This window comes from Pseudomonas sp. MB-090624, from assembly GCF_003205245.1.
GTDB lineage: Bacteria > Pseudomonadota > Gammaproteobacteria > Pseudomonadales > Pseudomonadaceae > Aquipseudomonas > Aquipseudomonas juntendi.
Window position 1 is genome coordinate 38,264 of record NZ_QJRK01000027.1, and the last position, 22,969, is coordinate 61,232.

Consider the following 22,969-nt stretch of genomic DNA (forward strand, 5'->3'; position numbering starts at 1 on the left):
CAGAAACCTCTCGTTGCCCCCGCAAAACCTTCTAACCTGCAGTGCGTTCCCCCGCCGAACCGCGTATGATGCGCGGCCTTTTGGCGCATTCGTCGCCAGAAACCCTTTGTCATTCCTACACCGGGAGGTGCCCAGATGAGTGAGCAAGACCTGCAAGACACCGCAATTACCCCGCCGTCCGGCGAAAAACTGCAGAAAGTGCTGGCCCGCATCGGCGTGGGCTCGCGCCGTGACGTCGAGGCCTGGATCAGCCAGGGCCGGATCAAGGTCAACGGCGTCGCGGCTACCCTCGGCCAACGCGTCGACCTGCACGATGCCATTGCCGTTGACGGCAAGCTGATCAAGCGCGAGGAGGCTGCCGAGGCCACCCGCCGGGTGATCATGTACAACAAACCCGATGGCGAGATCTGCACCCGTGACGACCCGGAAGGCCGCCCGACCGTGTTCGATCGCCTGCCGCGGCCAAAAGAAGGCCGTTGGATCAACATTGGCCGACTGGACATCAACACCACCGGCCTGCTGCTGTTCACCACCGACGGTGAACTGGCCAACCGCCTGATGCACCCGTCCTACGAGATGGACCGCGAGTACGCGGTGCGTGTGCGTGGTGAAGTCGATGACGAGATGATCGAGCGCCTGAAGGCCGGTGTGATGCTCGAAGACGGCCCGGCCAAGTTCACCGACATCCAGAAGGCACCCGGTGGCGAAGGTTTCAACCACTGGTACCACTGCGTGGTGATGGAAGGCCGTAACCGCGAGGTGCGTCGCCTGTGGGAATCCCAGGGCATGGTGGTCAGCCGCCTGAAGCGCGTGCGCTTCGGCCCGGTGTTCCTCAACTCCGACCTGCCGATGGGCCGCTGGCGGGAAATGTCCCAGGGCGAAATCGACATCCTGGCCGCTGAAGTCGGCTTGCAGCCGGTTGCGCTGCCAGCCTTGAACCTCAAGGCCAAGGACAAGATGGAGCGCCTGCAGCGCAAATCGTCCCGCCCGCTGGGCCGTGGCGAGCGCGTGCGCAACCTGCGCCCGGCCCACGAAGGTGCTGCCGCTGGCGAGCGCCCGGCACGCCAGCCGCGTGAAGAAGCGCCACGCAAAGGCAACCGCGGCAGCGCCGTGGCCGAGCGCCCAAGCGAAATGCGCAAGCGCCCAGCCAAGCCTGAAGGTGACAAGCCTGCCGGCCGTGGCCGCGGCAAACCGCGTGGCTGATTGGCCTAGTTAAGTCATTTGGGGCCGCTTTGCGGCCCTTCGCGGGCACGCCCGCTCCCACATCTTGAGTGGGAGCGGGCGTGCCCGCGAAGGGCTGCAAGGCAGCCCCAAGACACTGAAGCAAAAGAATTTTTCGGACGACTGGCAAGTCCTCGAACCACCCCGTAAAGAAATGTGTACAAAATCAGCCGATTTCCGTTCGCCTTTCGGAATACGCCCCGGCCTGTCAAAAAAACTTGCCGCTGCCAATGCTGCAAGCCCCCCACGCCAATCCCCACCACCCTTGCCCAAACCCCCTTGCCCACGGTGTTATAGCCGCTATTGCCGTGTGCAACAGCCGGTCCACAGCGCCTGGCTGACAAAACAACAAATGGAGGCGCCATGTACGCCGATCACTCCGCCTTTGAAGGCCCATACCACAGGATCGCTGCGTTTTTTCCCGAGGAAAGGATGCAACGCGTTGACGCCTGCGCGTTTGCAGGGGTATACAGTGCGCCGCGTTTTACCTGTGACCCCCTTGCGTACCGCGCACTCTTGATCACGCCTGGTTGACCCGCCCCGGCGGCACCTGAGGTCGAGAAACCCAAGGTAACCACCTTGCCCATTCCGCTGCGCCACGAGCGCGGTGGGTCCGATTCCGTCACAGATAAAAACAATGCAGGTGACTTCGTTCATGAGTGGACAAAACATGCATTCAGGCGAGCTCAAGCGGGGCCTGAAGAACCGTCACATCCAGTTGATCGCCCTCGGCGGCGCAATTGGTACCGGCCTGTTCCTCGGCTCGGCAGGCGTGATGAAATCCGCCGGCCCGTCGATGATCCTCGGTTACGCCATCTGCGGCTTCATCGCCTTCATGATCATGCGCCAGCTTGGCGAGATGATCGTCGAGGAGCCGGTGGCCGGCTCATTCAGCCATTTTGCCCACACCTACTGGGGCGGCTTCGCCGGTTTCCTGTCTGGCTGGAACTGCTGGGTGCTGTACATCCTGGTGGGCATGTCGGAGCTGTCGGCGGTTGGCAAGTATGTCCACTACTGGTGGCCGGAAATCCCGACCTGGGTTACCGCAGCCGCCTTCTTCGTGCTGATCAACGCCATCAACCTGATGAACGTGAAGTTCTTCGGTGAAGCCGAATTCTGGTTCGCCATCATCAAGGTGGTCGCCATCGTCAGCATGATCGGCCTGGGCGCCTACCTGCTGACCAGCGGCAGCGGCGGCCCGGAGGCCACCGTCGCCAACCTGTGGTCGCACGGCGGGTTCTTCCCCAATGGCGTCAGCGGCCTGGTCATGGCCCTGGCCTTCATCATGTTCTCGTTCGGTGGCCTGGAAATGCTCGGGTTCACCGCTGCCGAGGCCGACAAGCCCAAGACCGTGATCCCCAAGGCGATCAACCAAGTCATCTACCGTATCCTGATCTTCTACGTGGGTGCGTTGGTGGTGCTGCTGTCGCTGACCCCGTGGGACAACCTGGTGGCCAGCATCGACGCCTCGGGCGGCAGTTATGGCAGCAGCCCATTCGTGCAGGTGTTCTCGCTGCTGGGCAGTGACGTGGCCGCCAACCTGCTGAATTTCGTGGTGCTGACGGCCGCGCTGTCGGTGTACAACAGCGGCACCTACTGCAATGCCCGCATGCTGCTGGGCATGGCCGAGCAGGGCGATGCCCCGGCAGCGCTGGCCAAGGTCGACAAACGCGGCGTGCCGGTGCGCTCGATTCTGGTGTCGGCAGCGGTGACCTTCGTGGCCGTGCTGCTCAACTACCTGATGCCGCAAAATGCCTTGGAACTGCTGATGTCGCTGGTGGTGGCTACCTTGGTGATCAACTGGGCGATGATCAGCTATTCGCACCTGAAATTCCGCCAGCACCTTGACCGCACCGGCCAGAAGCCGCTGTTCAAGGCGCTGTGGTACCCCTATGGCAACTATGTGGTGCTGGCCTTCGTAGTGCTGATTCTCGGCATCATGCTGATGATTCCAGGCATTCAGGTGTCGGTGTACGCGATCCCGATCTGGCTGTTTGCGATGTTCGTGGTGTACATGGTCAAGCCACGTCGGCGGCTGAATACCGGTGGGGTTGCTGGAACCGTAGCCAAGTAAGGCTCTGCAGGATATTGAGAAACCCGAAGCCAGGGACTGGCTTCGGGTTTTTTATTGCCTGTTTGGGCCCTATCGCTGGCAAGCCAGCTCCCACAGGGATCGCATCAGGGCTGACAGGTGCTTGCCACAAGGTATGCAGCGCCTGTTAGAGCGAGCGCCGCCCGCGCGGCGCATCGCGAGCTGCGCTCGCTCCTACGTTTGTTTCGGGCCAATTATTCCTGTGGGATTTGCGCGCGAACGCCTTGGTGCATGCCTCAAAATCGCGTCGTACGAACAAAGCGGCCGCGCGCATCTGGCACAGGGGTTACTGGCCCGAAACAAACGTAGGAGCGAGCGCAGCTCGCGATGCGCCGCGCGGGCGGCGCTCAATCTCACAGGCAGTGAAGATGCAGCGGCTACCCTTGCCAGGAACCATAGAATCTCCCACAGGGATCGCATCAGGGCTGACAGGTGTTTGCCACAAGGTATGCAGCGCCTGTTAGAGCGAGCGCCGCCCGCGCGGCGCAATCGCGAGCTGCGCTCGCTCCTACGTTTGTTTCGGGCCAATTATTCCTGTGGGATTTGCGCGCGAACGCCTTGGCGCATGCCTCAAAATCGCGTCGTACGAACAAAGCGGCCGCGCGCATCTGGCACAGGGGTTACTGGCCCGAAACAAACGTAGGAGCGAGCGCAGCTCGCGATGCGCCGCGCGGGCGGCGCTCGATCTCACAGCCGCTGAAGATGCTGCGGCTACCCTTGCCAGAAACCATAGAATCTCCCACAGGTACTGCACAGGGCTTGGGGCCTATGCGGTCGAGGCAGGACTCAGATCTGCTCCAGCAACCACCCCCTGAACGCCCGCAACGACGGTAATGCCTCATTCCTCGGCGGGTAGATCAGGTAGTAACTGCGCTGGCTGGCAAAAGCTGCCCCGGGGCTGTGCAGTTCACCCTTGGCCAGTTCTTCTTCCACGAGAATGCGCGGCACCAGCCCGATGCCGATCCCGGCGCGCACGGCCTGGATCAGGTGCGAGGTGAGCTCGAAACTAGGCCCCAGGCGCATCGCCCGGTGCGGCAGGCCATGGTGGGAAAACCACTCGCCCCAGGCGTGCGGGTTGTTGGCCACGTTCAGCAGCACCTCTTCGCTGATGCTGGCGGGGCTCCAGCCCTGGCGGTCGGCGCTGGCCTGCGGCGGTACGATCACCACCAGTTCCTCGGCATGCAGGCGATGGCAGACCAGCCCGGGCAGGTCGTGGCTGGCCACGCCAATGGCGGCATCGATCTCGCTGGTTTCGAAATTGATGGCTTCGATGCGTGAATGAATGTGCACCAGCATGCCTGGGTGCGCGCTGTAGAACGCATGCAAGCGCGGCAACAGCCATTTGGAGCCGAAGGTGGGCAGGGTGGCCAGGCGCAAGGTGCCGACCCCGGACTGGTAAGCCAGCGCCTGCAGGGTGGCGCTGCGGATGCGCCCCAGCGCCTCGCTGAGCTCGCCCTGGTACAGCCGGCCGACATCAGTCAGCTGCACCTGGCGCCCTTCACGGCGGAACAGGGTCAGGCCCAGTTGTTGTTCCAGCGCCTGCACCTGGCGGCTGACCGCGCTCTGGGTCAGTGACAGTTCGGCTGCGGCGCGGGTGTAGCTTTCATGCCGGGCGGCGGCCTCGAATGCCAGCAGCAGCGACATGGACGGAGTCAGGTGGCGGTAATTCATTCATAAAAGTCATTGATAGCGGCAGGATTATCCGTTTGCCCCTGAGCGCAAACTACAGGAACATTGGCTTATACGTCACCCCCGCCTGGTTTGACCCATGCCGGGGCGACAGGAATCCCGTGAATAGCCAATATCAAGAGGCCATCCTTCGATGATCGCCCAGCTGCCAACCGTTGCACCCAGCGCCAACTACCCCGAATTCCTCGAAGCCCTGCGCAACAGCGGCTTCCGTGGCCAGATCAGCGCCGACTACGCGACCCGCACGGTGTTGGCCACCGACAACTCGATCTATCAGCGCCTGCCGCAGGCTGCGGTGTTCCCGCTGGATGCCGACGATGTGGCGCGCGTGGCCACGCTGATGGCCGAAGCACGCTTTCGGCACGTCAAGCTCACCCCGCGCGGCGGGGGCACCGGCACCAACGGCCAGTCGCTGACCGATGGCATTGTCGTCGACCTGTCGCGGCACATGAACAACATCCTCGAAATCAATGTCGAGGAGCGCTGGGTGCGGGTGCAGGCCGGCACCGTGAAGGACCAGCTCAATGCTGCGCTCAAGCCGTACGGGCTGTTCTTCGCCCCTGAGCTGTCCACGTCCAACCGCGCCACCGTCGGCGGCATGATCAACACCGACGCCAGCGGTCAGGGCAGCTGCACTTATGGCAAAACCCGCGACCACGTACTGGAGTTGCACAGCGTGCTGCTCGGTGGCGAGCGCCTGCACAGCCTGCCGATCGATGAGGCCGCGCTGGAGCAGGCCTGTGCCGCGCCTGGCCGGGTGGGCGAGGTGTACCGCATGGCGCGGGACATCCAGCAAACCCAGGGCGACCTGATCGAGCGCACCTTCCCCAAGCTCAACCGCTGCCTGACCGGCTACGACCTGGCGCACCTGCGCGACGAACAGGGCCGTTTCAACCTTAATAGCGTGCTGTGCGGTGCCGAGGGCTCGCTTGGGTATGTGGTCGAAGCCAAGCTCAATGTGCTGCCGATCCCCAAGTACGCGGTACTGGTCAATGTGCGCTACACCAGCTTCATGGATGCCCTGCGCGACGCCAATGCGCTGATGGCGCACAAGCCGCTGTCCATCGAAACCGTGGACTCCAAGGTGCTCATGCTGGCGATGAAGGATATCGTCTGGCACAGCGTTGCCGAATACTTCCCGGCCGACCCCGAGCGGCCGACCCTGGGCATCAACCTGGTGGAGTTCTGCGGGGACGAGCCGGCGCAGGTCAATGCCAAGGTGCAGGCGTTCATCCAGCACCTGCAGAGCGACACCAGTGTCGAGCGCCTGGGCCACACGCTGGCCGAGGGTTCCGAGGCCGTCACCCGTGTCTACACCATGCGCAAGCGCTCGGTGGGCCTGCTGGGTAACGTCGAGGGCGAGGTGCGCCCGCAACCTTTCGTCGAGGACACCGCGGTGCCGCCGGAGCAACTGGCCGACTACATCGCCGACTTCCGGGCCTTGCTCGATGGTTACGGCCTGGCCTACGGCATGTTCGGCCACGTGGATGCCGGCGTGCTGCACGTGCGCCCCGCGCTGGACATGAAAGACCCGGCCCAGGCCGCGCTGGTCAAGCCGATTTCCGATGCGGTGGCGGCACTGACCAAACGCTATGGCGGCCTGTTGTGGGGCGAGCATGGCAAGGGCCTGCGTTCGGAGTACGTGCCGGAGTATTTCGGCGAACTGTACCCAGCACTGCAGCGCCTGAAGGGCGCCTTCGACCCGCATAACCAGCTGAACCCGGGCAAGATCTGCACGCCGCCCGACAGCGCCGAAGGCCTGACCAAGGTCGATGGCGTGACCCTGCGCGGCGACCTGGACCGCAGCATCGACGAACGGGTCTGGCAAGACTTCGGCAGCGCCGTGCACTGCAATGGCAACGGCGCCTGCTACAACTACGACCCCAACGACGCCATGTGCCCCTCATGGAAAGCCACCCGTGAGCGCCAGCACTCGCCCAAGGGCCGTGCCTCGCTGATGCGCGAATGGCTGCGCCTGCAGGGCGAAGCGAACATCGACGTGCTGGCTGCGGCGCGTAACAAGGTCTCGTGGCTCAAGGGCCTGCCGGCGCGCCTGCGCAACAACCGCGCGCGCAACCAGGGCCAGGCCGACTTCTCCCATGAGGTGTATGACGCCATGGCCGGCTGCCTGGCGTGCAAGTCCTGCGCTGGGCAGTGCCCGATCAAGGTCAACGTGCCGGACTTCCGCTCGCGCTTTCTCGAGCTGTACCACGGCCGTTATCAGCGCCCGCTGCGCGACTACCTGATCGGCTCGCTGGAGTTCACCATCCCCTACCTGGCACACGCACCGGGGCTGTACAACGCGGTGATGGGGTCGAAATGGGTGAGCAGGCTGCTGGCCGAAAAGGTCGGCATGGTCGACAGCCCATTGATCAGCCGCTTCAACTTCCAGGCCACCCTGACCCGCTGCCGTGTTGGCGTGGCCACGGTGCCGGCGCTGCGCGAACTGACCCCGGCCCAGCGCGAGCGCAGCATCGTGCTGGTGCAGGATGCCTTCACCCGTTACTTCGAAACGCCGTTGCTTTCGGCGTTCATCGACCTGGCCAACCGCCTCGGCCACCGGGTGTTCCTGGCGCCGTATAGCGCCAACGGCAAGCCGCTGCATGTGCAGGGGTTCCTCGGTGCATTCGCCAAGGCGGCGATCCGCAATGCCAGCCAGCTCAAGGCCCTGGCCGATTGCGGCGTGCCGCTGGTGGGCCTGGACCCGGCCATGACCCTGGTGTACCGCCAGGAGTACCAGAAGGTTCCGGGCATGGACGGTTGCCCGCAGGTGCTGCTGCCGCAGGAATGGCTGATGAATGTGCTGCCCGAACAGGCACCGACCGCGCCGGGCAACTTCCGCCTGATGGCGCACTGCACCGAGAAGACCAATGTGCCGGCCAGTACCCGCCAATGGGAGCAGGTGTTTGCCCGTTTGGGGCTGAAGCTGGTGACCGAGGCCACTGGCTGCTGCGGTATGTCCGGTACCTATGGGCATGAGGCGCGCAACCAGGAAACCTCGCGGACCATCTTCGAGCAAAGCTGGGCCACCAAGCTGGACAAGGAGGGCGAACCTTTGGCTACCGGGTATTCGTGCCGCAGCCAAGTCAAGCGCATGACCGAACGCCAGATGCGCCACCCGCTGGAAGTGGTGTTGCAGTACGCTCAGCGCTGACCTTCAGCGGCGCGGGCTGCCTTGCAGCCCAGCGCGGCGTCGTTTTACCGCGCCCGGGCCTGTTGAGCCTGCCGATACAGATACAGGCTCAGCAGCAACCCACAGGCCGCAGCGGCGGCGGCAAACAGAAACATCGAGGCAAACCCGAACCCGGCCGCCACTGCGCCCACCAGAGGCCCGGTTACCCCCAGCGACAAGTCGATGAACAGCGAATACGCCCCCACCGCCGCCCCGCGGTTGGCCGCCGAGACCTGGTTCACTGCCTCAACGCCCAGCGCCGGGAATACCAGCGAAAAGCCAAACCCGCTCAGTGCTGCCCCAGCCAGCGCCAGCTCCGCGCTGGGCGCCAGCCACAGCATCAGCAGCCCCAGCGTTTCTACCGCAAGGCAGGCAATGGCCACGCGAAACCCGCCAATCCGGTTGATCAGGTTGCCGAACAGCAGGCGAGCACTGATGAAACTGGCACCGAACAGGCTCAAGGTGAGTGCTGCGTTGGCCCAGCCCTGGCTGGCGTAATACAGGGTGATGAAGGTGGCGATGGTGCCAAAGCCGATCGAGCCCAGGGCCAGCCCCGAGCCATGCGGGAAGACTTTGCCCAGCACGCTCAGGAACGGCAGGCGCACGCCATGGACGATGGGCGCAGCCTGTTTGGGCCAGGCCAGCAGCAGGCCGACCGCGCACAGCAGGATGATGCTCAGGCCCATGCTCCATAGCCCAAGGCCCTTGACCATCAGTACGCCCAGCGGCGCGCCGATGGCCAGGGCGCCGTAGCTGGCAATACCGTTCCAGGAAATGACTTTGGCCGTGTTGGCAGCCCCGACCCGGCCGATGCCCCAGCCTATCGAGCCCGAACCCACCAGGCTTTCGGCGCTGCCCAGCACCAGTCGGCCAGCCAGCAGGCAGGCCAGGCTCCACCCGGGCAGGTGGGTCAGGAAGGCGCAGGCCAGCATGAACACGCCGCTGATGCCGCAGCCGGCAAGGCCGTAGATCACGGCTTTCTTGCTGCCATGGTTGTCGATGATGCGGCTGGCGGCAGGGCGGCTGAGCAGGGTCGCCAGGTACTGCACGCTGATCACCAGGCCGGCGACGACGGTACTGAAACCCAGGTCGTTGTGTACGTAGCCGGGCAGTACGGCCAGCGGAATGCCGATGTTCAGGTAGCCAATGAAGGTGAACAGAACGATGGAGACGACTTGCAGGGTGACCGCAAGGGGGCGGGGTGAGTCGGGCATGAGGGCCTACATGGGTTCTGGACGGTGTGAAAACGTGCTGACGGGGGTGGCCCGCAGGTCAGCCGTTTTCACACAGTCGGGGATGCGCAGTTAGTCCTGGTCAGCGCTGGATTGATCGTCACCATCCTGCTCGACGGCAGCTGCCGGTTCGGCGTGGGCGGTCACGGTTGGCTCTTCTGGGTTCAGGCTTGGGAAGGGAAGATTCGGGATCTCATGCATCTCGTCGTTCCTCGCAAGTGTGAGTGAAAAGTCTGCGCCAGGCGCGTTTGAAGCTTTACAAAGCTGGGGCAGGATACACAAGTCTGGATGACAGTTTGGTTTTTTTCCCGCTCGCCGGTCGGGTTTGCGGGCGAACAGCGCACAACATCTGGCCGAAAAACGGCGGCTTTGTGGCGCGTTCGCCCGCCAGGCAGGGGTGGGCGCAGGGCACCGGCCTTGCCGGTGTCAGTGGGGCAGCCGCGGCTTTATTTGCGGCCTTCAGCCGATTCCGCCACCTTGTCGGTGCGCGCACACATGATGAAGTCGTTGCGGTGCAGGCCCTTGATCGAGTGGCTCCACCAGGTCACGGTCACCTTGCCCCACTCGGTCAGCAGCCCGGGGTGGTGGCCTTCGGCTTCGGCGATTTCGCCAACGGCATTGGTGAACGCCAAGGCGTGCTTGAAGTTCTTGAACAGGAAGACGCGCTCGAGCTCCATATGGCCGTCACGTACTTCGATGTTCCAGTCCGGGATCTCGCGAATCAGTTCTGCCAGCTCTTCGTCGGTGACTTTCGGCGCGTCGGCGCGGCAGGCTTCGCAATGGGCTTGGTTCAAGGCATTCATGGAATAGTTTCCGCTTCGAGTTGTTATCGGCAAGGTCGCTCAGGCAGCAACCTTGGGTGGAAATTTAGGCGCATGCAGGCCCAGCTGCATGGCGGTGTGGACCATACCCATGATGTCCTCGTGGGCCAGGTCGAACAGGCGTTTCATGTTCGGCAGCACGAAGTACAGGGGCTGCAGGATGTCGATGCGGTACGGTGTACGCATGGCTTCGACGGGGTCGAAGGCCTGGTGCTCGGGTTCGCCAGACAAGCAATATACGGTTTCTTTGGGCGATGAAAGAATGCCGCCGCCGTAGATTTTGCAGCCTTGGGCGGTTTCCATCAGGCCGAATTCGATGGTCATCCAGTACAGGCGGGCCAGGTACACCCGTTGTTCCTTGGTCGCGGCCAGGCCCAGCTTGCCATAGGTGTGGGTGAATTCAGCGAACCAGGGGTTGGTCAGCAGCGGGCAGTGGCCAAAGATCTCGTGGAAGATGTCTGGTTCCTGCAGGTAGTCCAACTCCTGCGGGGTGCGAATGAAGGTCGCGACCGGGAAGCGCTTGCTGGCCAGCAGCTCGAAAAAGGTCTGGAAGGGGATCAGGGCAGGTACCCGGGCCACCTGCCAACCGGTGGTGGCGCCCAGCACCTTGTTGATTTCACCCAACTGCGGAATGCGCTCATGGGGTAGGTTGAGTTGCTCGATACCGTCCAGGTATTCCTGGCACGCGCGGCCTTCGATCACCTTCAGCTGGCGGGTGATCAGGGTATTCCACACAGCGTGCTCTTGCTGGGGATAATCGATAAAACCATGCGCATCGGGCTCGCGGGCCACGTAGTGCGTCTGTTTCATAGGGCTCTCCTGGTGAGGGCTTTCTTGTTATGTACGGCACATAACCAAGCATTAGGCTTTTGCTCACCGCTTTGCACGGGGGTCTGGCTGCGTTGAAATGCCTTACGGGTTGAATATCGTAACGAAAATTTTACAAATTTCGCGAGAGCGCGGAAAATACGCCGTATTCGGCTGGCGTTTGTTCGGCTTTTGTCAGCTTATCTTTACGAATTTTCTGCGCTGTGTTGAAAAACATCGGCGTCGCGAGAGCCCTCATGCGTATCAAAGTGCACTGCCAGAATCGCATTGGCATCCTGCGGGACATCCTCAACCTGCTTGTCGAGTACGGCATCAACGTGCTGCGCGGCGAGGTGGGGGGTGACCATGGCAACGCCATCTACCTGCACTGCCCGAACCTGGTCAATTTGCAGTTCCAGGCCCTGCGCCCGAAGTTCGAGGCCATTGCCGGGGTATTCGGCGTAAAGCGCGTGGGGCTGATGCCCAGCGAGCGCCGGCACATGGAGCTGAATGCGCTACTGGGGGCCTTGGACTTCCCGGTGCTGTCGGTAGACATGGGCGGCAGCATCGTTGCGGCCAACCGTGCCGCAGCGCAGCTGTTGGGGGTACGCGTGGACGAGGTGCCGGGCATGCCATTGGCCCGCTACGTCGAAGATTTCGACCTGCCGGAGCTGGTGCGGGCCAACAAGTCGCGTATCAACGGCCTGCGCATCCAGGTCAAGGGTGATGTGTTCCTGGCCGATATCGCGCCGCTGCAGTCCGAGCATGACGAGAGCGAGGCGCTGGCCGGTGCCGTGCTTACCCTGCACCGTGCCGACCGCATTGGCGAGCGCATCTACAACGTGCGCAAGCAGGAGTTGCGGGGTTTCGACAGCATCTTCCAGAGTTCGCGGGTGATGGCAGCCGTGGTGCGTGAAGCGCGGCGCATGGCGCCGCTGGATGCGCCGTTGCTGATCGAGGGCGAGACCGGCACCGGCAAGGAGCTGCTGGCGCGGGCGTGCCACCTGGCCAGCCCGCGCGGGCAGTCGCCATTGATGGCACTCAACTGTGCCGGGTTGCCAGAGTCGATGGCCGAGACCGAGCTGTTCGGCTATGGCCCGGGGGCATTCGAAGGGGCGCGGGCCGAGGGCAAGCTTGGGTTACTGGAACTGACTGCGGGGGGCACCTTGTTCCTTGACGGGGTGGGGGAGATGAGCCCGCGCCTGCAGGTCAAGCTGCTGCGCTTCCTGCAGGACGGTTGCTTCCGCCGGGTCGGCAGCGATGAAGAGGTATACCTGGATGTACGGGTGATCTGCGCCACCCAGGTTGACTTGTCCGAATTGTGTGCCCGTGGTGAATTCCGCCAGGACTTGTATCACCGCCTCAACGTGTTGTCGCTGCACATTCCGCCTTTGCGCGAGTGCATGGATGGCCTGGAAGGGCTGGTGCAGCATTTTCTTGATCAGGCCAGCCGGCAGATCGGCTGCGCCTTGCCACGTTTGGCGCCGGCCGCTATGGACAAACTTGGGCAGTATCATTGGCCGGGTAATGTTAGGCAGTTGGAGAACGTTTTGTTCCAGGCGGTTTCATTATGCGAAGGCGGCGTGGTCAAGAGCGAGCATATTCGTTTGCCGGATTATGGCGTGCGCCAACCGCTGGGTGATTTTTCGCTGGAAGGGGATCTTTCGCAGATCGTCGGGCGCTTTGAAAAAGCGGTGCTGGAAAGTTTGATGGGCGAGTTTTCCAGTAGCCGGGCACTGGGAAAAAGATTGGGTGTTTCACATACCACCATTGCCAACAAGTTGAGAGATTATTCACTTAACAAGTCGGGCGATTAGGGGGCGGGCAACAACGTTGGCACTGCTTTCAAGTTACAGGTATTGTGTCGCGAAGGGGCCCCGCAGGGCCCCGATTCAAGGTCTTCACCCGTTAGAGCAGCCGTTCCCCATCACGCGGTATTCGAGGATATGCTTCTGCCCTTGGGAGTCCTCGTAGGTCATGCGCGCTGGCACGACTTCGCACACATTGGGCACTTCGCTCATGGAAATGACGCGGGCAATGTCCAGGTGCTGAGAGTAACTGTATTGTTCAACCGGAATCTGCTCGGCATCTTTGGCTTCATCGGCCAGTGCCGCGCCGCAAAGACTACCCAGTACCAATACCAGTAAAGCTTTCATTTCAAATATACCTGTCTAAGGTCGTGAGGGGGCGCGCGACGCTTGTGGCGCCGCGTGTACATCAAGTTTCAACTAACCAGATAAAGGGAGATCAACGTGTGCCTTCGTGGGGGCTGTTACCAGTTGTTAATCGCCTTGCCGTTGCTGGCGAAGTGAATTTTATGGCCGCCACCCGGGCCGAAACAGGGGGTGTTTTGATAAAGTCTTTTAACAGAATCTGTAACAATCCATCGGTCCGTACGTTCAGCGGCATGCCAGGCAAGCTGTAAGGCCTGCGCCAGAGCCTTCTGCCGGTACGGCCGTACCAAATTACTACCAACGTCGAATGGCTTTTGTTGCTCTGGTACAGTTACAAACGGTCCCATACAAAAACAACTATTACACCGAGGTAACACAGATGAGTGCGGCTCCACTGTATCCCGTTCGTCCCGAGGTTGCGGCCACTACGCTGACCGACGAGGCCACTTACAAGGCCATGTACCAGCAATCGGTGATCAACCCGGACGGCTTCTGGCGCGAGCAGGCCCAGCGTATCGACTGGATCAAGCCGTTCACCAAGGTCAAGCAGACCTCGTTCGACGACCACCACGTCGATATCAAATGGTTCGCCGACGGCACTCTGAACGTTTCCTCCAACTGCCTGGACCGTCACCTCGAAGAGCGCGGTGACCAGCTGGCGATCATCTGGGAAGGTGACGACCCTTCCGAGCACCGCAACATTACCTACCGCGAACTGCACGAGCAGGTCTGCAAGTTTGCCAACGCCCTGCGTGGCCAGGACGTGCACCGTGGTGACGTGGTCACCATCTACATGCCGATGATCCCCGAAGCCGTGGTCGCCATGCTGGCCTGTGCACGCATCGGGGCGATCCATTCGGTGGTGTTCGGCGGCTTCTCGCCCGAGGCGCTGGCCGGTCGGATCATCGACTGCAAGTCCAAGGTGGTGATCACTGCCGACGAGGGCCTGCGCGGTGGTCGTCGTACCCCACTCAAGGCCAACGTCGACCTGGCGCTGACCAATCCTGAAACCAACAGCGTGCAGAAAATCATCGTGTGCAAGCGCACCGGTGGCGACATCGCCTGGCACCAGCACCGCGACATCTGGTACGAAGACCTGATGAAGGTGGCTTCCAGCCATTGCGCGCCGAAAGAAATGGGCGCCGAAGAGGCGCTGTTCATCCTGTACACCTCGGGTTCCACCGGCAAGCCAAAAGGGGTGCTGCACACCACGGGCGGTTACCTGGTGTATGCCGCGCTGACCCATGAGCGCGTGTTCGACTACCGCCACGGTGAGGTGTACTGGTGCACCGCGGACGTGGGCTGGGTCACTGGCCACAGCTATATCGTCTACGGCCCGCTGGCCAACGGCGCCACCACCTTGCTGTTCGAGGGCGTGCCGAACTACCCGGACATCACCCGGGTGTCGAAGATCATCGACAAGCACAAGGTCAACATCCTCTACACCGCACCAACCGCCATCCGCGCCATGATGGCCGAAGGGCAGGCCGCTGTAGCCGGGGCCGATGGCTCCAGCCTGCGCCTGCTGGGGTCGGTGGGCGAGCCGATCAACCCGGAAGCGTGGAGCTGGTACTACAAGGCCGTGGGCAAGGAGCGCTGCCCGATCGTCGACACCTGGTGGCAGACCGAAACCGGCGGCATCCTGATCAGCCCGCTGCCGGGTGCCACCGGCCTGAAACCAGGGTCTGCAACCCGGCCGTTCTTCGGCGTGGTCCCGGCACTGGTGGACAACCTGGGCAACCTGATCGACGGTGCGGCCGAGGGCAACCTGGTGATCCTCGATTCCTGGCCTGGCCAGTCGCGTTCGCTGTATGGCGACCACGACCGTTTCGTGGATACCTATTTCAAGACCTTCCGCGGGATGTACTTCACCGGCGACGGCGCGCGCCGGGACGAGGACGGTTACTACTGGATCACCGGTCGCGTGGATGACGTGCTCAACGTGTCGGGCCACCGCATGGGCACGGCCGAGATCGAGAGTGCCATGGTGGCGCACGCCAAGGTGGCCGAAGCTGCAGTGGTGGGTGTGCCGCACGACATCAAGGGGCAGGGCATTTACGTGTATGTCACCCTCAATGCGGGTGTCGAGGCCAGCGAGCAGTTGCGCCTGGAATTGAAGAACTGGGTGCGCAAGGAAATCGGCCCTATCGCTTCCCCGGATGTGATCCAGTGGGCGCCTGGGTTGCCCAAGACCCGCTCCGGCAAGATCATGCGCCGCATCCTGCGCAAGATTGCCACCGGTGAGTACGACGCGCTGGGCGATATCTCGACCCTGGCCGACCCTGGGGTGGTGCAGCACCTGATCGATACCCACAAGGCGATGAGCCTGGCTTCGGCCTGATGGCGGCCCCGCGGGTGCGCTGAATGGCAGGGGCCGCTTTGCGACCCATCGCGACGCAAGGCCGCTCCTACAGAAACCCTGCCCGGGCAACCGGCGGGGTTTTTGCTTTACTGTTACCCGACAATCATCGGTAACCGTTGTGTCACCGGTGCCGCACAATGGCGGGGCGCGGGGAAACAAAACCGGCCCATTCCAGTGCAGCTTCATGGCATTTGCAGCCGTGCCGCTCGCCCCACTTGCCGTAATTCGAGGCTTTGCCAATAATAGGCCCAGGAATTGCTAGTTCTATAGGTTCTATTTCTTGCGCTTTTGCATATTTTGCAATGGCTGTCAACATCGCCCGCGGCGGTTTCAGGCGCTTCTATAAGTAGTTGTCGCTTTGAAGAAATATCGACTACCGGGCTGTCGTTAGAATGCCACACACTCGCTCGTGGTATGCGGCCTTGGTCGAACCCTGCGCGGCTCGCGTTGTACTCATTCGCATATCGGGCAGCCGTGATCTGCCTTGTATTGCCCCGTACCGATGGAGTTACCTGATGAAGAAGCTTGCACTGCTTGGCGCCCTGGCGTTGTCCGTGTTTTCCCTGGTGTCGCAGGCCGATGAAAAGCCGTTGAAAATCGGCATCGAGGCCGCCTACCCACCTTTCGCCTTCAAACAGCCCGACGGCAGCATCGCTGGCTTCGACTACGACATCGGCAACGCCTTGTGCGAAGAGATGAAGGCCAAGTGCACCTGGGTCGAGCAAGAATTCGATGGCCTGATTCCGGCGCTGAAGGTGCGCAAGATCGACGCCATCCTGTCGTCGATGTCGATCACCGAAGACCGCAAGAAGTCGGTCGACTTCACCAAGCGCTACTACCTGACGCCGGCGCGCCTGGTCATGAAGGAAGGCACCACCGTCAGCGACAGCCTGGACGAACTCAAGGGCAAGAAGATCGGCGTACAGCGCGGCTCGATCCACGACCGCTTCGCCAATGCAGTGCTGGGCGCCAAAGGTGTCACCGTCGTGCCTTACGGCACCCAGAACGAAATCTACCTGGACGTGGCAGCCGGTCGCCTCGATGGCACCGTGGCTGACGCCACCCTGCTGGAAGACGGTTTCCTGAAAACCGACGCCGGCAAGGGCTTTGCCTTCGTAGGCCCGGCCTTCACCGACGCGAAGTACTTCGGTGACGGTATCGGCATTGCCGTACGCAAGGGCGACGACGCCAACCGCGAGCGCATCAACAAGGCCATCGATGCCATCCGCGCCAACGGCAAGTACCAGGAAATCGAGAAGAAGTACTTCAACTTCGACATCTACGGTCCAGACTCGAACTAAGACGTCGGGTTTACCTGTGCAATGGTGCAAACAGCAGAGGCTCTGAGGTTTGCACCATTTTTCATTCTCTAGGTCGAGGACCTCATCATGTTGAAAGGCTACGGGGCAGTCATCCTCGACGGGGCGTGGCTGACGCTGCAGCTTGCCCTGTCGTCGATGGCCCTGGCCATCGTGCTCGGCCTGATCGGTGTGGCGCTGCGCTTGTCGCCGGTGCGCTGGCTGGCCTGGCTTGGCGATCTGTATTCCACGGTCATCCGTGGCATTCCGGACCTGGTCCTGATCCTGCTGATCTTCTACGGCGGTCAAGACATCATCAACCGGGTGGCGCCGCTGCTCGGCTACGAAGACTACATCGACCTCAACCCGCTGATCGCGGGCATCGGTACCCTGGGCTTCATCTTCGGTGCCTACCTGTCGGAAACCTTCCGCGGCGCCTTCCTCGGCATTCCCAAGGGGCAGGCCGAGGCGGGGTTCGCCTATGGCATGAGCGCGCGCCAGGTGTTCTTCCGTATCCAGGTACCGCAAATGATCCGCCTGGCGATTCCTGGTTTCACCAACAACTGGCTGGTGCTGACCAAAGCCACCGCGCTGATTTCGGTGGTCGGCCTGCAGGACATGATGTTCAAGGCCAAACAGGCGGCCGACGCCACGCGCGAGCCGTTCACCTTCTTCCTGGCGGTGGCCGCGTTGTACCTGGTGCTGACCAGTGTCTCGCTGCTGGCCCTGAAGTTTCTGGAGCGCCGCTACTCGGTGGGCGTCAAGGTGGCTGAACTATGATCTTCGACTACAACGTCATCTGGGAGGCGTTGCCGATGTACTTCGGCGGCCTGCTGACCACCCTCAAGCTGCTGGCCATTTCGTTGTTCTTCGGCTTGCTGGGGGCTATTCCGTTGGGCTTGATGCGGGTGTCGCGGCAGCCGGTGGTCAACTTCACCGCCTGGCTCTATACCTATGTGATCCGCGGGACGCCGATGCTGGTGCAGCTGTTTCTGATCTACTACGGCCTGGCCCAGTTCGAAGCGGTACGCGACAGTGTCTTCTGGCCGCTGTTGTCCAGCGCCACTTTCTGTGCGTGCCTGGCGTTTGGCATCAACACCAGTGCCTACACCGCAGAAATCATCGCCGGCAGCCTCAAGGCCACGCCGCATGGCGAGATCGAGGCGGCCAAGGCCATGGGCATGTCACGCATGAAGATGTACCGCCGCATCCTGCTGCCTTCGGCCCTGCGCCGGGCGCTGCCGCAGTACAGCAACGAAGTGATCATGATGCTGCAGACCACCAGCCTGGCGTCGATCGTCACCCTGATCGACATAACCGGCGCCGCACGCACGGTCAATGCGCAGTACTACCTGCCTTTCGAGGCCTATATCACGGCGGGCGTGTTCTACCTGTGCCTGACCTTCATCCTGGTGCGCCTGTTCAAGATGGCCGAACGCCGCTGGCTCGGCTACCTGGCGCCACGCAAGCACTGACCGCTTTGTGAGAATCGACAGCATGTACAAACTCGAAGTTCAAGACCTGCACAAGCGCTACGGCAGCCATGAAGTACTCAAGGGCGTGTCGCTGGCGGCCAAGGCCGGCGACGTCATCAGCATCATCGGCTCCAGCGGTTCGGGCAAGTCGACCTTCCTGCGTTGCATCAACCTGCTGGAGCAGCCGCACGCCGGCAAGATCCTGCTCAACAACGAAGAACTCAGGCTGGTCGCTGGCAAGGACGGCGCGCTGAAGGCCGCAGACCCGCGTCAGTTGCAGCGCATGCGCTCGCGGCTGTCGATGGTGTTTCAGCATTTCAACCTGTGGTCGCACATGACCGCGCTGGAGAACATCATCGAGGCGCCGGTGCATGTGTTGGGCGTGAACCGCAAGGAAGCCCTGGAAAAGGCCGAGCACTACCTGGCCAAGGTGGGTGTCGCCCACCGCAAGGACGCCTTCCCGGGGCACATGTCTGGCGGGGAGCAACAACGTGTGGCAATTGCCCGCGCCCTGGCGGTGGAGCCGGAGGTTATGCTGTTCGACGAGCCGACTTCGGCACTCGACCCCGAGTTGGTCGGCGATGTGCTGAAGGTAATGCAGGCGCTGGCCCAGGAAGGCCGGACCATGGTCGTGGTCACCCACGAAATGGGCTTTGCCCGCGAGGTGTCCAACCAGTTGGTGTTCTTGCACAAGGGGCTGGTGGAAGAGACCGGCTGCCCGCGTGAAGTGCTGGCCAACCCGCAGTCGGAACGCCTGAAGCAGTTCCTCTCCGGCAGCCTGAAGTAAAAGCTGCATTTTTGCACCAGAATAGGGCATGCTGCGCGGCGAGCGCGGCCTGACCCGGCGCACAGACTCGAACGACCTCAGGTTTCGGACCGTACCTTATGACCACCCAGCGAATCGGTTTTCTCATCTGGCCCAGCACCAGGCCCTTGACCCTGGCGCTGGCCGAGGAAGTGTTGCAGGTGGCGCAGCGGGTGCATCCGGACGTGGTCTACGAACTGTCGTTCCTGCAGGCTGAGCCTGCGCCGGAAGGTGCCTGGCGCCTGCCAGGCGAGCCCTGGAACGGTGGCCTGGAAGGTTGTCACAAGCTGTTCCTGCTGGCAGACGAGCCACCCGTGGCGGTAGGGGCTGCGTTGTCGGCCGCGCTCAAGCAACTGGCGCGCAGCGGCTGCATGATCGGGGGGCTTGCAGCCGGTGTGTACCCGCTGGCGATGCTGGGTTTGCTCGATGGTTACCGGGCTGCCGTGCACTGGCGTTGGCAGGATGATTTTGCCGAGCGCTTCCCCAGGGTCATCGCCACCAGCCACCTGTTTGACTGGGATCGTGACCGCCTCACGGCGTGCGGCGGCATGGCCGTTACCGACCTGCTGCTGGCGGTGCTGGCCCGCGATCACGGCGCCGAGCTTGCCGGTGCGGTGTCGGAGGAACTGGTGGTCGAGCGTATCCGCGAGGGGGGCGAGCGCCAACGTATTCCGCTGCAGAATCGTCTCGGCTCCAGCCACCCCAAGCTGACCCAGGCGGTGTTGCTGATGGAAGCCAATATCGAAGAACCGCTGACCACCGACGAAATTGCCCAGCACGTATGCGTCTCGCGCCGGCAGTTGGAGCGCATTTTCAAGCAGTACCTGAACCGCGTGCCGAGCCAGTACTACCTGGAGCTGCGGCTGAACAAGGCGCGGCAGATGCTGATGCAGACCAGCAAATCGATCATCCAGATCGGGCTTTCCTGTGGTTTCTCGTCGGGGCCGCATTTTTCCAGTGCGTACCGCAATTTCTTTGGTGCTACGCCGCGGGAAGACCGTAACCAGCGGCGTAGCAGCAGCCCGTTCGAGTTGAGTTCGGCGCCGGCTGAAAAGGGTTGATAGCTCGGTTGGGGCCGGGGTGTATGCCTTGAGGGTGATGGTAGGGCGGATATCGTGCGCCGCGCTACTAGAACAACGTCATGCACCCGCCACGGCGCGATACCAACGCCTCACACCCGCTACGGCATAAAAATATCGGCTTGCACCTTCTACTCCTTCATCTCCAGGTGAACACCCGTTCACCCAGCCCCCTCTCTCCCGTACACTGCGCGATTGCGACAGTGTTTGTCGCATTGCCGAAAACCTTGCTAAAACTGGGTTTTGCGCTGTAACAAGTTGTCGCTTGGCCGCAAGGACAGGCGCAGATCAGTCCTTACAATCCCCCCATCGCTCGCCACTTCCAGGCCAGCGTTCCTCTCCAGGAGACTCAGATGTCCGTTGAGCAGGCCCCGGTGCAACGTGCCGATTTCGACCAGGTCATGGTCCCCAACTATTCTCCGGCGGCCTTCATTCCTGTGCGAGGCGAGGGTTCCCGTGTCTGGGACCAGTCCGGTCGCGAGTTGATCGACTTTGCCGGCGGCATCGCGGTAAACGCCCTGGGCCACTGCCACCCGGCGCTGGTCAAGGCCCTGACCGAGCAGGCCAACACCCTCTGGCACGTTTCCAACGTATTCACCAACGAACCGGCCCTGCGCCTGGCCCACAAGCTGGTAAGCGCCACCTTTGCCGACCGTGCGTTCTTCTGCAACTCCGGCGCCGAGGCCAACGAGGCTGCCTTCAAGCTGGCCCGCCGGGTTGCCCATGACCGCTTCGGCCCTGAAAAGCACGAAATCATCGCCACCGTGAACAGTTTCCACGGTCGTACCCTGTTTACCGTCAGCGTCGGCGGCCAGCCGAAGTACTCCGATGGCTTCGGCCCGAAGATCACCGGCATCAGCCACGTGCCGTACAACGACCTGGAAGCGTTGAAGGCACAGATTTCCGACAAGACCTGCGCCGTGGTGATCGAGCCGATCCAGGGTGAGAGCGGCGTGGTGCCGGCCGACAAGGCTTACCTGGAAGGCGCTCGCAAGCTGTGTGACGAGCACAATGCCCTGCTGATCTTCGACGAAGTGCAGACGGGTGTGGGCCGTACCGGCTCGCTGTATGCCTACCAGCACTACGGCGTGACCCCGGATATCCTCACCAGCGCCAAGAGCTTGGGCGGTGGCTTCCCGATCGGCGCCATGCTCACCACCACCGAGCTGGCCAAGCACCTGGCTGTGGGCACCCACGGCACCACCTACGGCGGCAACCCGCTGGGCTGCGCGGTTGCCTGCGCGGTGCTGGACGTGGTCAACACCCCGCAAACCCTGGCCGGCATCAAGGCCAAGCACGCGCGGTTCAAGGCCCGCCTGGAGCAGATCGGGCAGAAGTACAACCTGTTCAGCCAGGTGCGTGGTGTTGGCCTGCTGCTGGGTTGCGTGTTGGCCGAGGCCTGGCAAGGCAAGGCCAAGGACGTACTCAATGCCGCCGAGAAAGAAGGCGTGATGGTGCTGCAGGCCGGTCCGGACGTGGTTCGCTTCGCACCAAGCCTGGTGGTTGAAGACGCCGATATCGATGCAGGCCTGGACCGCTTCGAGCGCGCCGTTGCCACGCTGACCCAAGGCTGATTCGCCTGCGGTCCCTTCGCCGGCCGCAGCCAAGGTTGTACCAGGCCGGCGATTTGCGATTCCACAGCAGGTGCCCATGCGCCTGCCGTTTTTCCGTGCCGCCATGAGCGGCCCGTATTCCAAAGGAGTGACACCATGCTGGTGATGCGCCCCGCGCAAATGGCTGACCTGAACGAAGTGCAGCGCATGGCTGCCGACAGCCCCATTGGTGTCACCTCGCTGCCGGACGACTCTGCTCGCCTGGGCGACAAGATTGCCGCCTCCGAGACGTCCTTCGCCGCGGAGGTCAGCTTCAATGGCGAGGAAAGCTACTTCTTCGTGCTCGAAGACAGCGAAACCGGCAAGCTCGCCGGCTGCTCGGCCATCGTGGCCTCGGCTGGCTACTCCGAGCCGTTCTACAGTTTTCGCAACGAGACCTTCGTGCACGCCTCGCGCGAGCTGAAGATCCACAACAAGATCCACGTGCTCTCGCTGTGCCATGACCTGACCGGCAACAGCCTGCTGACCAGTTTCTACGTGTTGCCAGAACTGGTGAACAGCGGCTGGGCCGAACTCAATTCCCGCGGCCGCCTGCTGTTCATGGCTGCGCACCCGGAACGCTTCGCTGACTCGGTGGTGACCGAGATCGTCGGTTACAGCGACGAAAAGGGCGAATCACCGTTCTGGGACGCCATTGGGCGCAATTTCTTCGACCTCAACTATGCCGATGCCGAGCGCCTGTGCGGCCTGAAGAGCCGCACCTTTCTCGCCGAACTCATGCCGCACTACCCGATCTACGTGCCGCTGCTGCCAGACCTGGCGCAGGAAGCCATGGGCCAGGTGCACCCGCGGGCGCAGATCACCTTCGACATCCTCATGCGGGAGGGCTTCGAGACCGAGCACTACATCGACATCTTCGACGGCGGCCCTACCCTGCATGCGCGTACCTCGGGCATCCGCTCGATCGCCCAGAGCCGGGTGGCCCCAGTGAAAATCGACGACGCGCCAACCAAGGGCGGGCGCCCGTACCTGGTGTGCAACGGCCTGTTGCAGGACTACCGGGCAGTGCTGCTGGAGCTGGATTGGGTGCCCGGCAAGCCGGTCAGCCTGAACGTTGCAGCAGCCGAGGCGCTGGGCGTGGGCGTGGGCGCCAGCGTGCGCCTTGTGGCGGCCTGAAGCCTGGCAACAG

General features: G+C 62.5%; 18 protein-coding genes. 12 read left to right on the forward strand and 6 right to left on the reverse strand.

The features are described from left to right. Positions 1 to 135 precede the first annotated feature (135 nt). Positions 136 to 1,203 (forward strand): 23S rRNA pseudouridine(2605) synthase RluB, encoded by a 1,068-nt coding sequence (rluB, locus tag DMX12_RS16255; protein ID WP_009683647.1) that lies wholly within the window; start codon positions 136 to 138, stop codon positions 1,201 to 1,203. 673 nt (positions 1,204 to 1,876) lie between these two features. After that, positions 1,877 to 3,295, forward strand: a complete 1,419-nt coding sequence (locus tag DMX12_RS16260; protein ID WP_166524954.1) for an amino acid permease — start codon at positions 1,877 to 1,879, stop codon at positions 3,293 to 3,295. A gap of 804 nt (positions 3,296 to 4,099) precedes the next feature. Here the strand turns inward: DMX12_RS16260 and DMX12_RS16265 are convergent. Continuing rightward, positions 4,100 to 4,984 (reverse strand): LysR substrate-binding domain-containing protein, encoded by an 885-nt coding sequence (locus tag DMX12_RS16265; protein WP_054912719.1) that lies wholly within the window; start codon positions 4,982 to 4,984, stop codon positions 4,100 to 4,102. Positions 4,985 to 5,135: 151 nt separating this feature from the next. Here DMX12_RS16265 and DMX12_RS16270 point away from each other — a divergent pair, with 151 nt between their 5' ends. Continuing rightward, positions 5,136 to 8,156 (forward strand): FAD-binding and (Fe-S)-binding domain-containing protein, encoded by a 3,021-nt coding sequence (locus DMX12_RS16270; protein ID WP_110678672.1) that lies wholly within the window; start codon positions 5,136 to 5,138, stop codon positions 8,154 to 8,156. Between the two features lie 44 nt (positions 8,157 to 8,200). Here DMX12_RS16270 and DMX12_RS16275 read toward each other — a convergent pair whose 3' ends face one another. From DMX12_RS16275 to phhA, 4 genes are all read right to left on the reverse strand, one after another. Beyond that, the gene (locus DMX12_RS16275; protein ID WP_054881938.1) at positions 8,201 to 9,388 is read right to left on the reverse strand and encodes an MFS transporter; all 1,188 of its coding nucleotides are present in this window, start codon (positions 9,386 to 9,388) and stop codon (positions 8,201 to 8,203) included. A 90-nt stretch (positions 9,389 to 9,478) separates the two neighbouring features. Then, complete coding sequence (locus tag DMX12_RS29990) at positions 9,479 to 9,607, reverse strand: hypothetical protein (RefSeq protein ID WP_009681494.1); 129 nt, start codon at positions 9,605 to 9,607, stop codon at positions 9,479 to 9,481. A gap of 245 nt (positions 9,608 to 9,852) precedes the next feature. Then, entirely contained in the window at positions 9,853 to 10,209 is a 357-nt protein-coding gene (locus tag DMX12_RS16280; protein ID WP_009681493.1) for a 4a-hydroxytetrahydrobiopterin dehydratase, read from the reverse strand. A gap of 39 nt (positions 10,210 to 10,248) precedes the next feature. Then, the gene (gene phhA / locus DMX12_RS16285; protein WP_009681492.1) at positions 10,249 to 11,037 is read right to left on the reverse strand and encodes a phenylalanine 4-monooxygenase; all 789 of its coding nucleotides are present in this window, start codon (positions 11,035 to 11,037) and stop codon (positions 10,249 to 10,251) included. Between the two features lie 254 nt (positions 11,038 to 11,291). On the opposite strand from phhA, the gene DMX12_RS16290 reads away from it, so the two are divergent. After that, positions 11,292 to 12,851, forward strand: coding sequence for a sigma-54-dependent transcriptional regulator (locus DMX12_RS16290; RefSeq protein WP_110678682.1), 1,560 nt, complete (start codon positions 11,292 to 11,294; stop codon positions 12,849 to 12,851). Positions 12,852 to 12,935: 84 nt separating this feature from the next. On the opposite strand, the gene DMX12_RS16295 is transcribed toward DMX12_RS16290, so the two are convergent. Further along, a complete protein-coding gene (locus tag DMX12_RS16295) occupies positions 12,936 to 13,190 on the reverse strand; it encodes a DUF2790 domain-containing protein (protein ID WP_009681490.1) in 255 nt (84 codons plus the stop codon). A gap of 397 nt (positions 13,191 to 13,587) precedes the next feature. Here DMX12_RS16295 and acs point away from each other — a divergent pair, with 397 nt between their 5' ends. The 8 genes from acs to aruF all read left to right on the forward strand — a co-directional run bounded on the left by acs (position 13,588) and on the right by aruF (position 22,956). After that, complete coding sequence (acs, locus tag DMX12_RS16300; protein ID WP_110678684.1) at positions 13,588 to 15,549, forward strand: acetate--CoA ligase; 1,962 nt, start codon at positions 13,588 to 13,590, stop codon at positions 15,547 to 15,549. Positions 15,550 to 16,085: 536 nt separating this feature from the next. Continuing rightward, a complete protein-coding gene (locus DMX12_RS16305; protein WP_110678686.1) occupies positions 16,086 to 16,871 on the forward strand; it encodes an ABC transporter substrate-binding protein in 786 nt (261 codons plus the stop codon). 87 nt (positions 16,872 to 16,958) lie between these two features. After that, positions 16,959 to 17,648, forward strand: a complete 690-nt coding sequence (locus DMX12_RS16310) for an ABC transporter permease (RefSeq protein WP_054881940.1) — start codon at positions 16,959 to 16,961, stop codon at positions 17,646 to 17,648. After that, a complete protein-coding gene (locus DMX12_RS16315; RefSeq protein ID WP_029887202.1) occupies positions 17,645 to 18,343 on the forward strand; it encodes an ABC transporter permease in 699 nt (232 codons plus the stop codon). The genes DMX12_RS16310 and DMX12_RS16315 overlap by 4 nt, the downstream gene beginning before the upstream one ends. Before the next feature lie 22 nt (positions 18,344 to 18,365). Beyond that, positions 18,366 to 19,130, forward strand: a complete 765-nt coding sequence (locus tag DMX12_RS16320; RefSeq protein WP_009681485.1) for an ABC transporter ATP-binding protein — start codon at positions 18,366 to 18,368, stop codon at positions 19,128 to 19,130. Between the two features lie 98 nt (positions 19,131 to 19,228). Further along, positions 19,229 to 20,209, forward strand: coding sequence for a transcriptional regulator ArgR (argR, locus tag DMX12_RS16325; RefSeq protein ID WP_009681484.1), 981 nt, complete (start codon positions 19,229 to 19,231; stop codon positions 20,207 to 20,209). Between the two features lie 371 nt (positions 20,210 to 20,580). After that, positions 20,581 to 21,801, forward strand: coding sequence for an aspartate aminotransferase family protein (locus DMX12_RS16330; protein WP_110678688.1), 1,221 nt, complete (start codon positions 20,581 to 20,583; stop codon positions 21,799 to 21,801). A 135-nt stretch (positions 21,802 to 21,936) separates the two neighbouring features. Beyond that, on the forward strand, positions 21,937 to 22,956 hold the full coding sequence (gene aruF, locus DMX12_RS16335) for an arginine/ornithine succinyltransferase subunit alpha (protein WP_110678690.1): 1,020 nt from the start codon (positions 21,937 to 21,939) through the stop codon (positions 22,954 to 22,956). Positions 22,957 to 22,969 lie beyond the last annotated feature (13 nt).

Bases quoted from the DNA above. Each gene is read 5' to 3' on its own strand.
- rluB (WP_009683647.1), top strand. From the start codon at position 136: ATGAGTGAGCAAGACCTGCAAGACACCGCAATTACCCCGCCGTCCGGC.
- DMX12_RS16260 (WP_166524954.1), top strand. From the start codon at position 1,877: ATGAGTGGACAAAACATGCATTCAGGCGAGCTCAAGCGGGGCCTGAAG.
- DMX12_RS16265 (WP_054912719.1), bottom strand. From the start codon at position 4,984: ATGAATTACCGCCACCTGACTCCGTCCATGTCGCTGCTGCTGGCATTC.
- DMX12_RS16270 (WP_110678672.1), top strand. From the start codon at position 5,136: ATGATCGCCCAGCTGCCAACCGTTGCACCCAGCGCCAACTACCCCGAA.
- DMX12_RS16275 (WP_054881938.1), bottom strand. From the start codon at position 9,388: ATGCCCGACTCACCCCGCCCCCTTGCGGTCACCCTGCAAGTCGTCTCC.
- DMX12_RS29990 (WP_009681494.1), bottom strand. From the start codon at position 9,607: ATGCATGAGATCCCGAATCTTCCCTTCCCAAGCCTGAACCCAGAAGAG.
- DMX12_RS16280 (WP_009681493.1), bottom strand. From the start codon at position 10,209: ATGAATGCCTTGAACCAAGCCCATTGCGAAGCCTGCCGCGCCGACGCG.
- phhA (WP_009681492.1), bottom strand. From the start codon at position 11,037: ATGAAACAGACGCACTACGTGGCCCGCGAGCCCGATGCGCATGGTTTT.
- DMX12_RS16290 (WP_110678682.1), top strand. From the start codon at position 11,292: ATGCGTATCAAAGTGCACTGCCAGAATCGCATTGGCATCCTGCGGGAC.
- DMX12_RS16295 (WP_009681490.1), bottom strand. From the start codon at position 13,190: ATGAAAGCTTTACTGGTATTGGTACTGGGTAGTCTTTGCGGCGCGGCA.
- acs (WP_110678684.1), top strand. From the start codon at position 13,588: ATGAGTGCGGCTCCACTGTATCCCGTTCGTCCCGAGGTTGCGGCCACT.
- DMX12_RS16305 (WP_110678686.1), top strand. From the start codon at position 16,086: ATGAAGAAGCTTGCACTGCTTGGCGCCCTGGCGTTGTCCGTGTTTTCC.
- DMX12_RS16310 (WP_054881940.1), top strand. From the start codon at position 16,959: ATGTTGAAAGGCTACGGGGCAGTCATCCTCGACGGGGCGTGGCTGACG.
- DMX12_RS16315 (WP_029887202.1), top strand. From the start codon at position 17,645: ATGATCTTCGACTACAACGTCATCTGGGAGGCGTTGCCGATGTACTTC.
- DMX12_RS16320 (WP_009681485.1), top strand. From the start codon at position 18,366: ATGTACAAACTCGAAGTTCAAGACCTGCACAAGCGCTACGGCAGCCAT.
- argR (WP_009681484.1), top strand. From the start codon at position 19,229: ATGACCACCCAGCGAATCGGTTTTCTCATCTGGCCCAGCACCAGGCCC.
- DMX12_RS16330 (WP_110678688.1), top strand. From the start codon at position 20,581: ATGTCCGTTGAGCAGGCCCCGGTGCAACGTGCCGATTTCGACCAGGTC.
- aruF (WP_110678690.1), top strand. From the start codon at position 21,937: ATGCTGGTGATGCGCCCCGCGCAAATGGCTGACCTGAACGAAGTGCAG.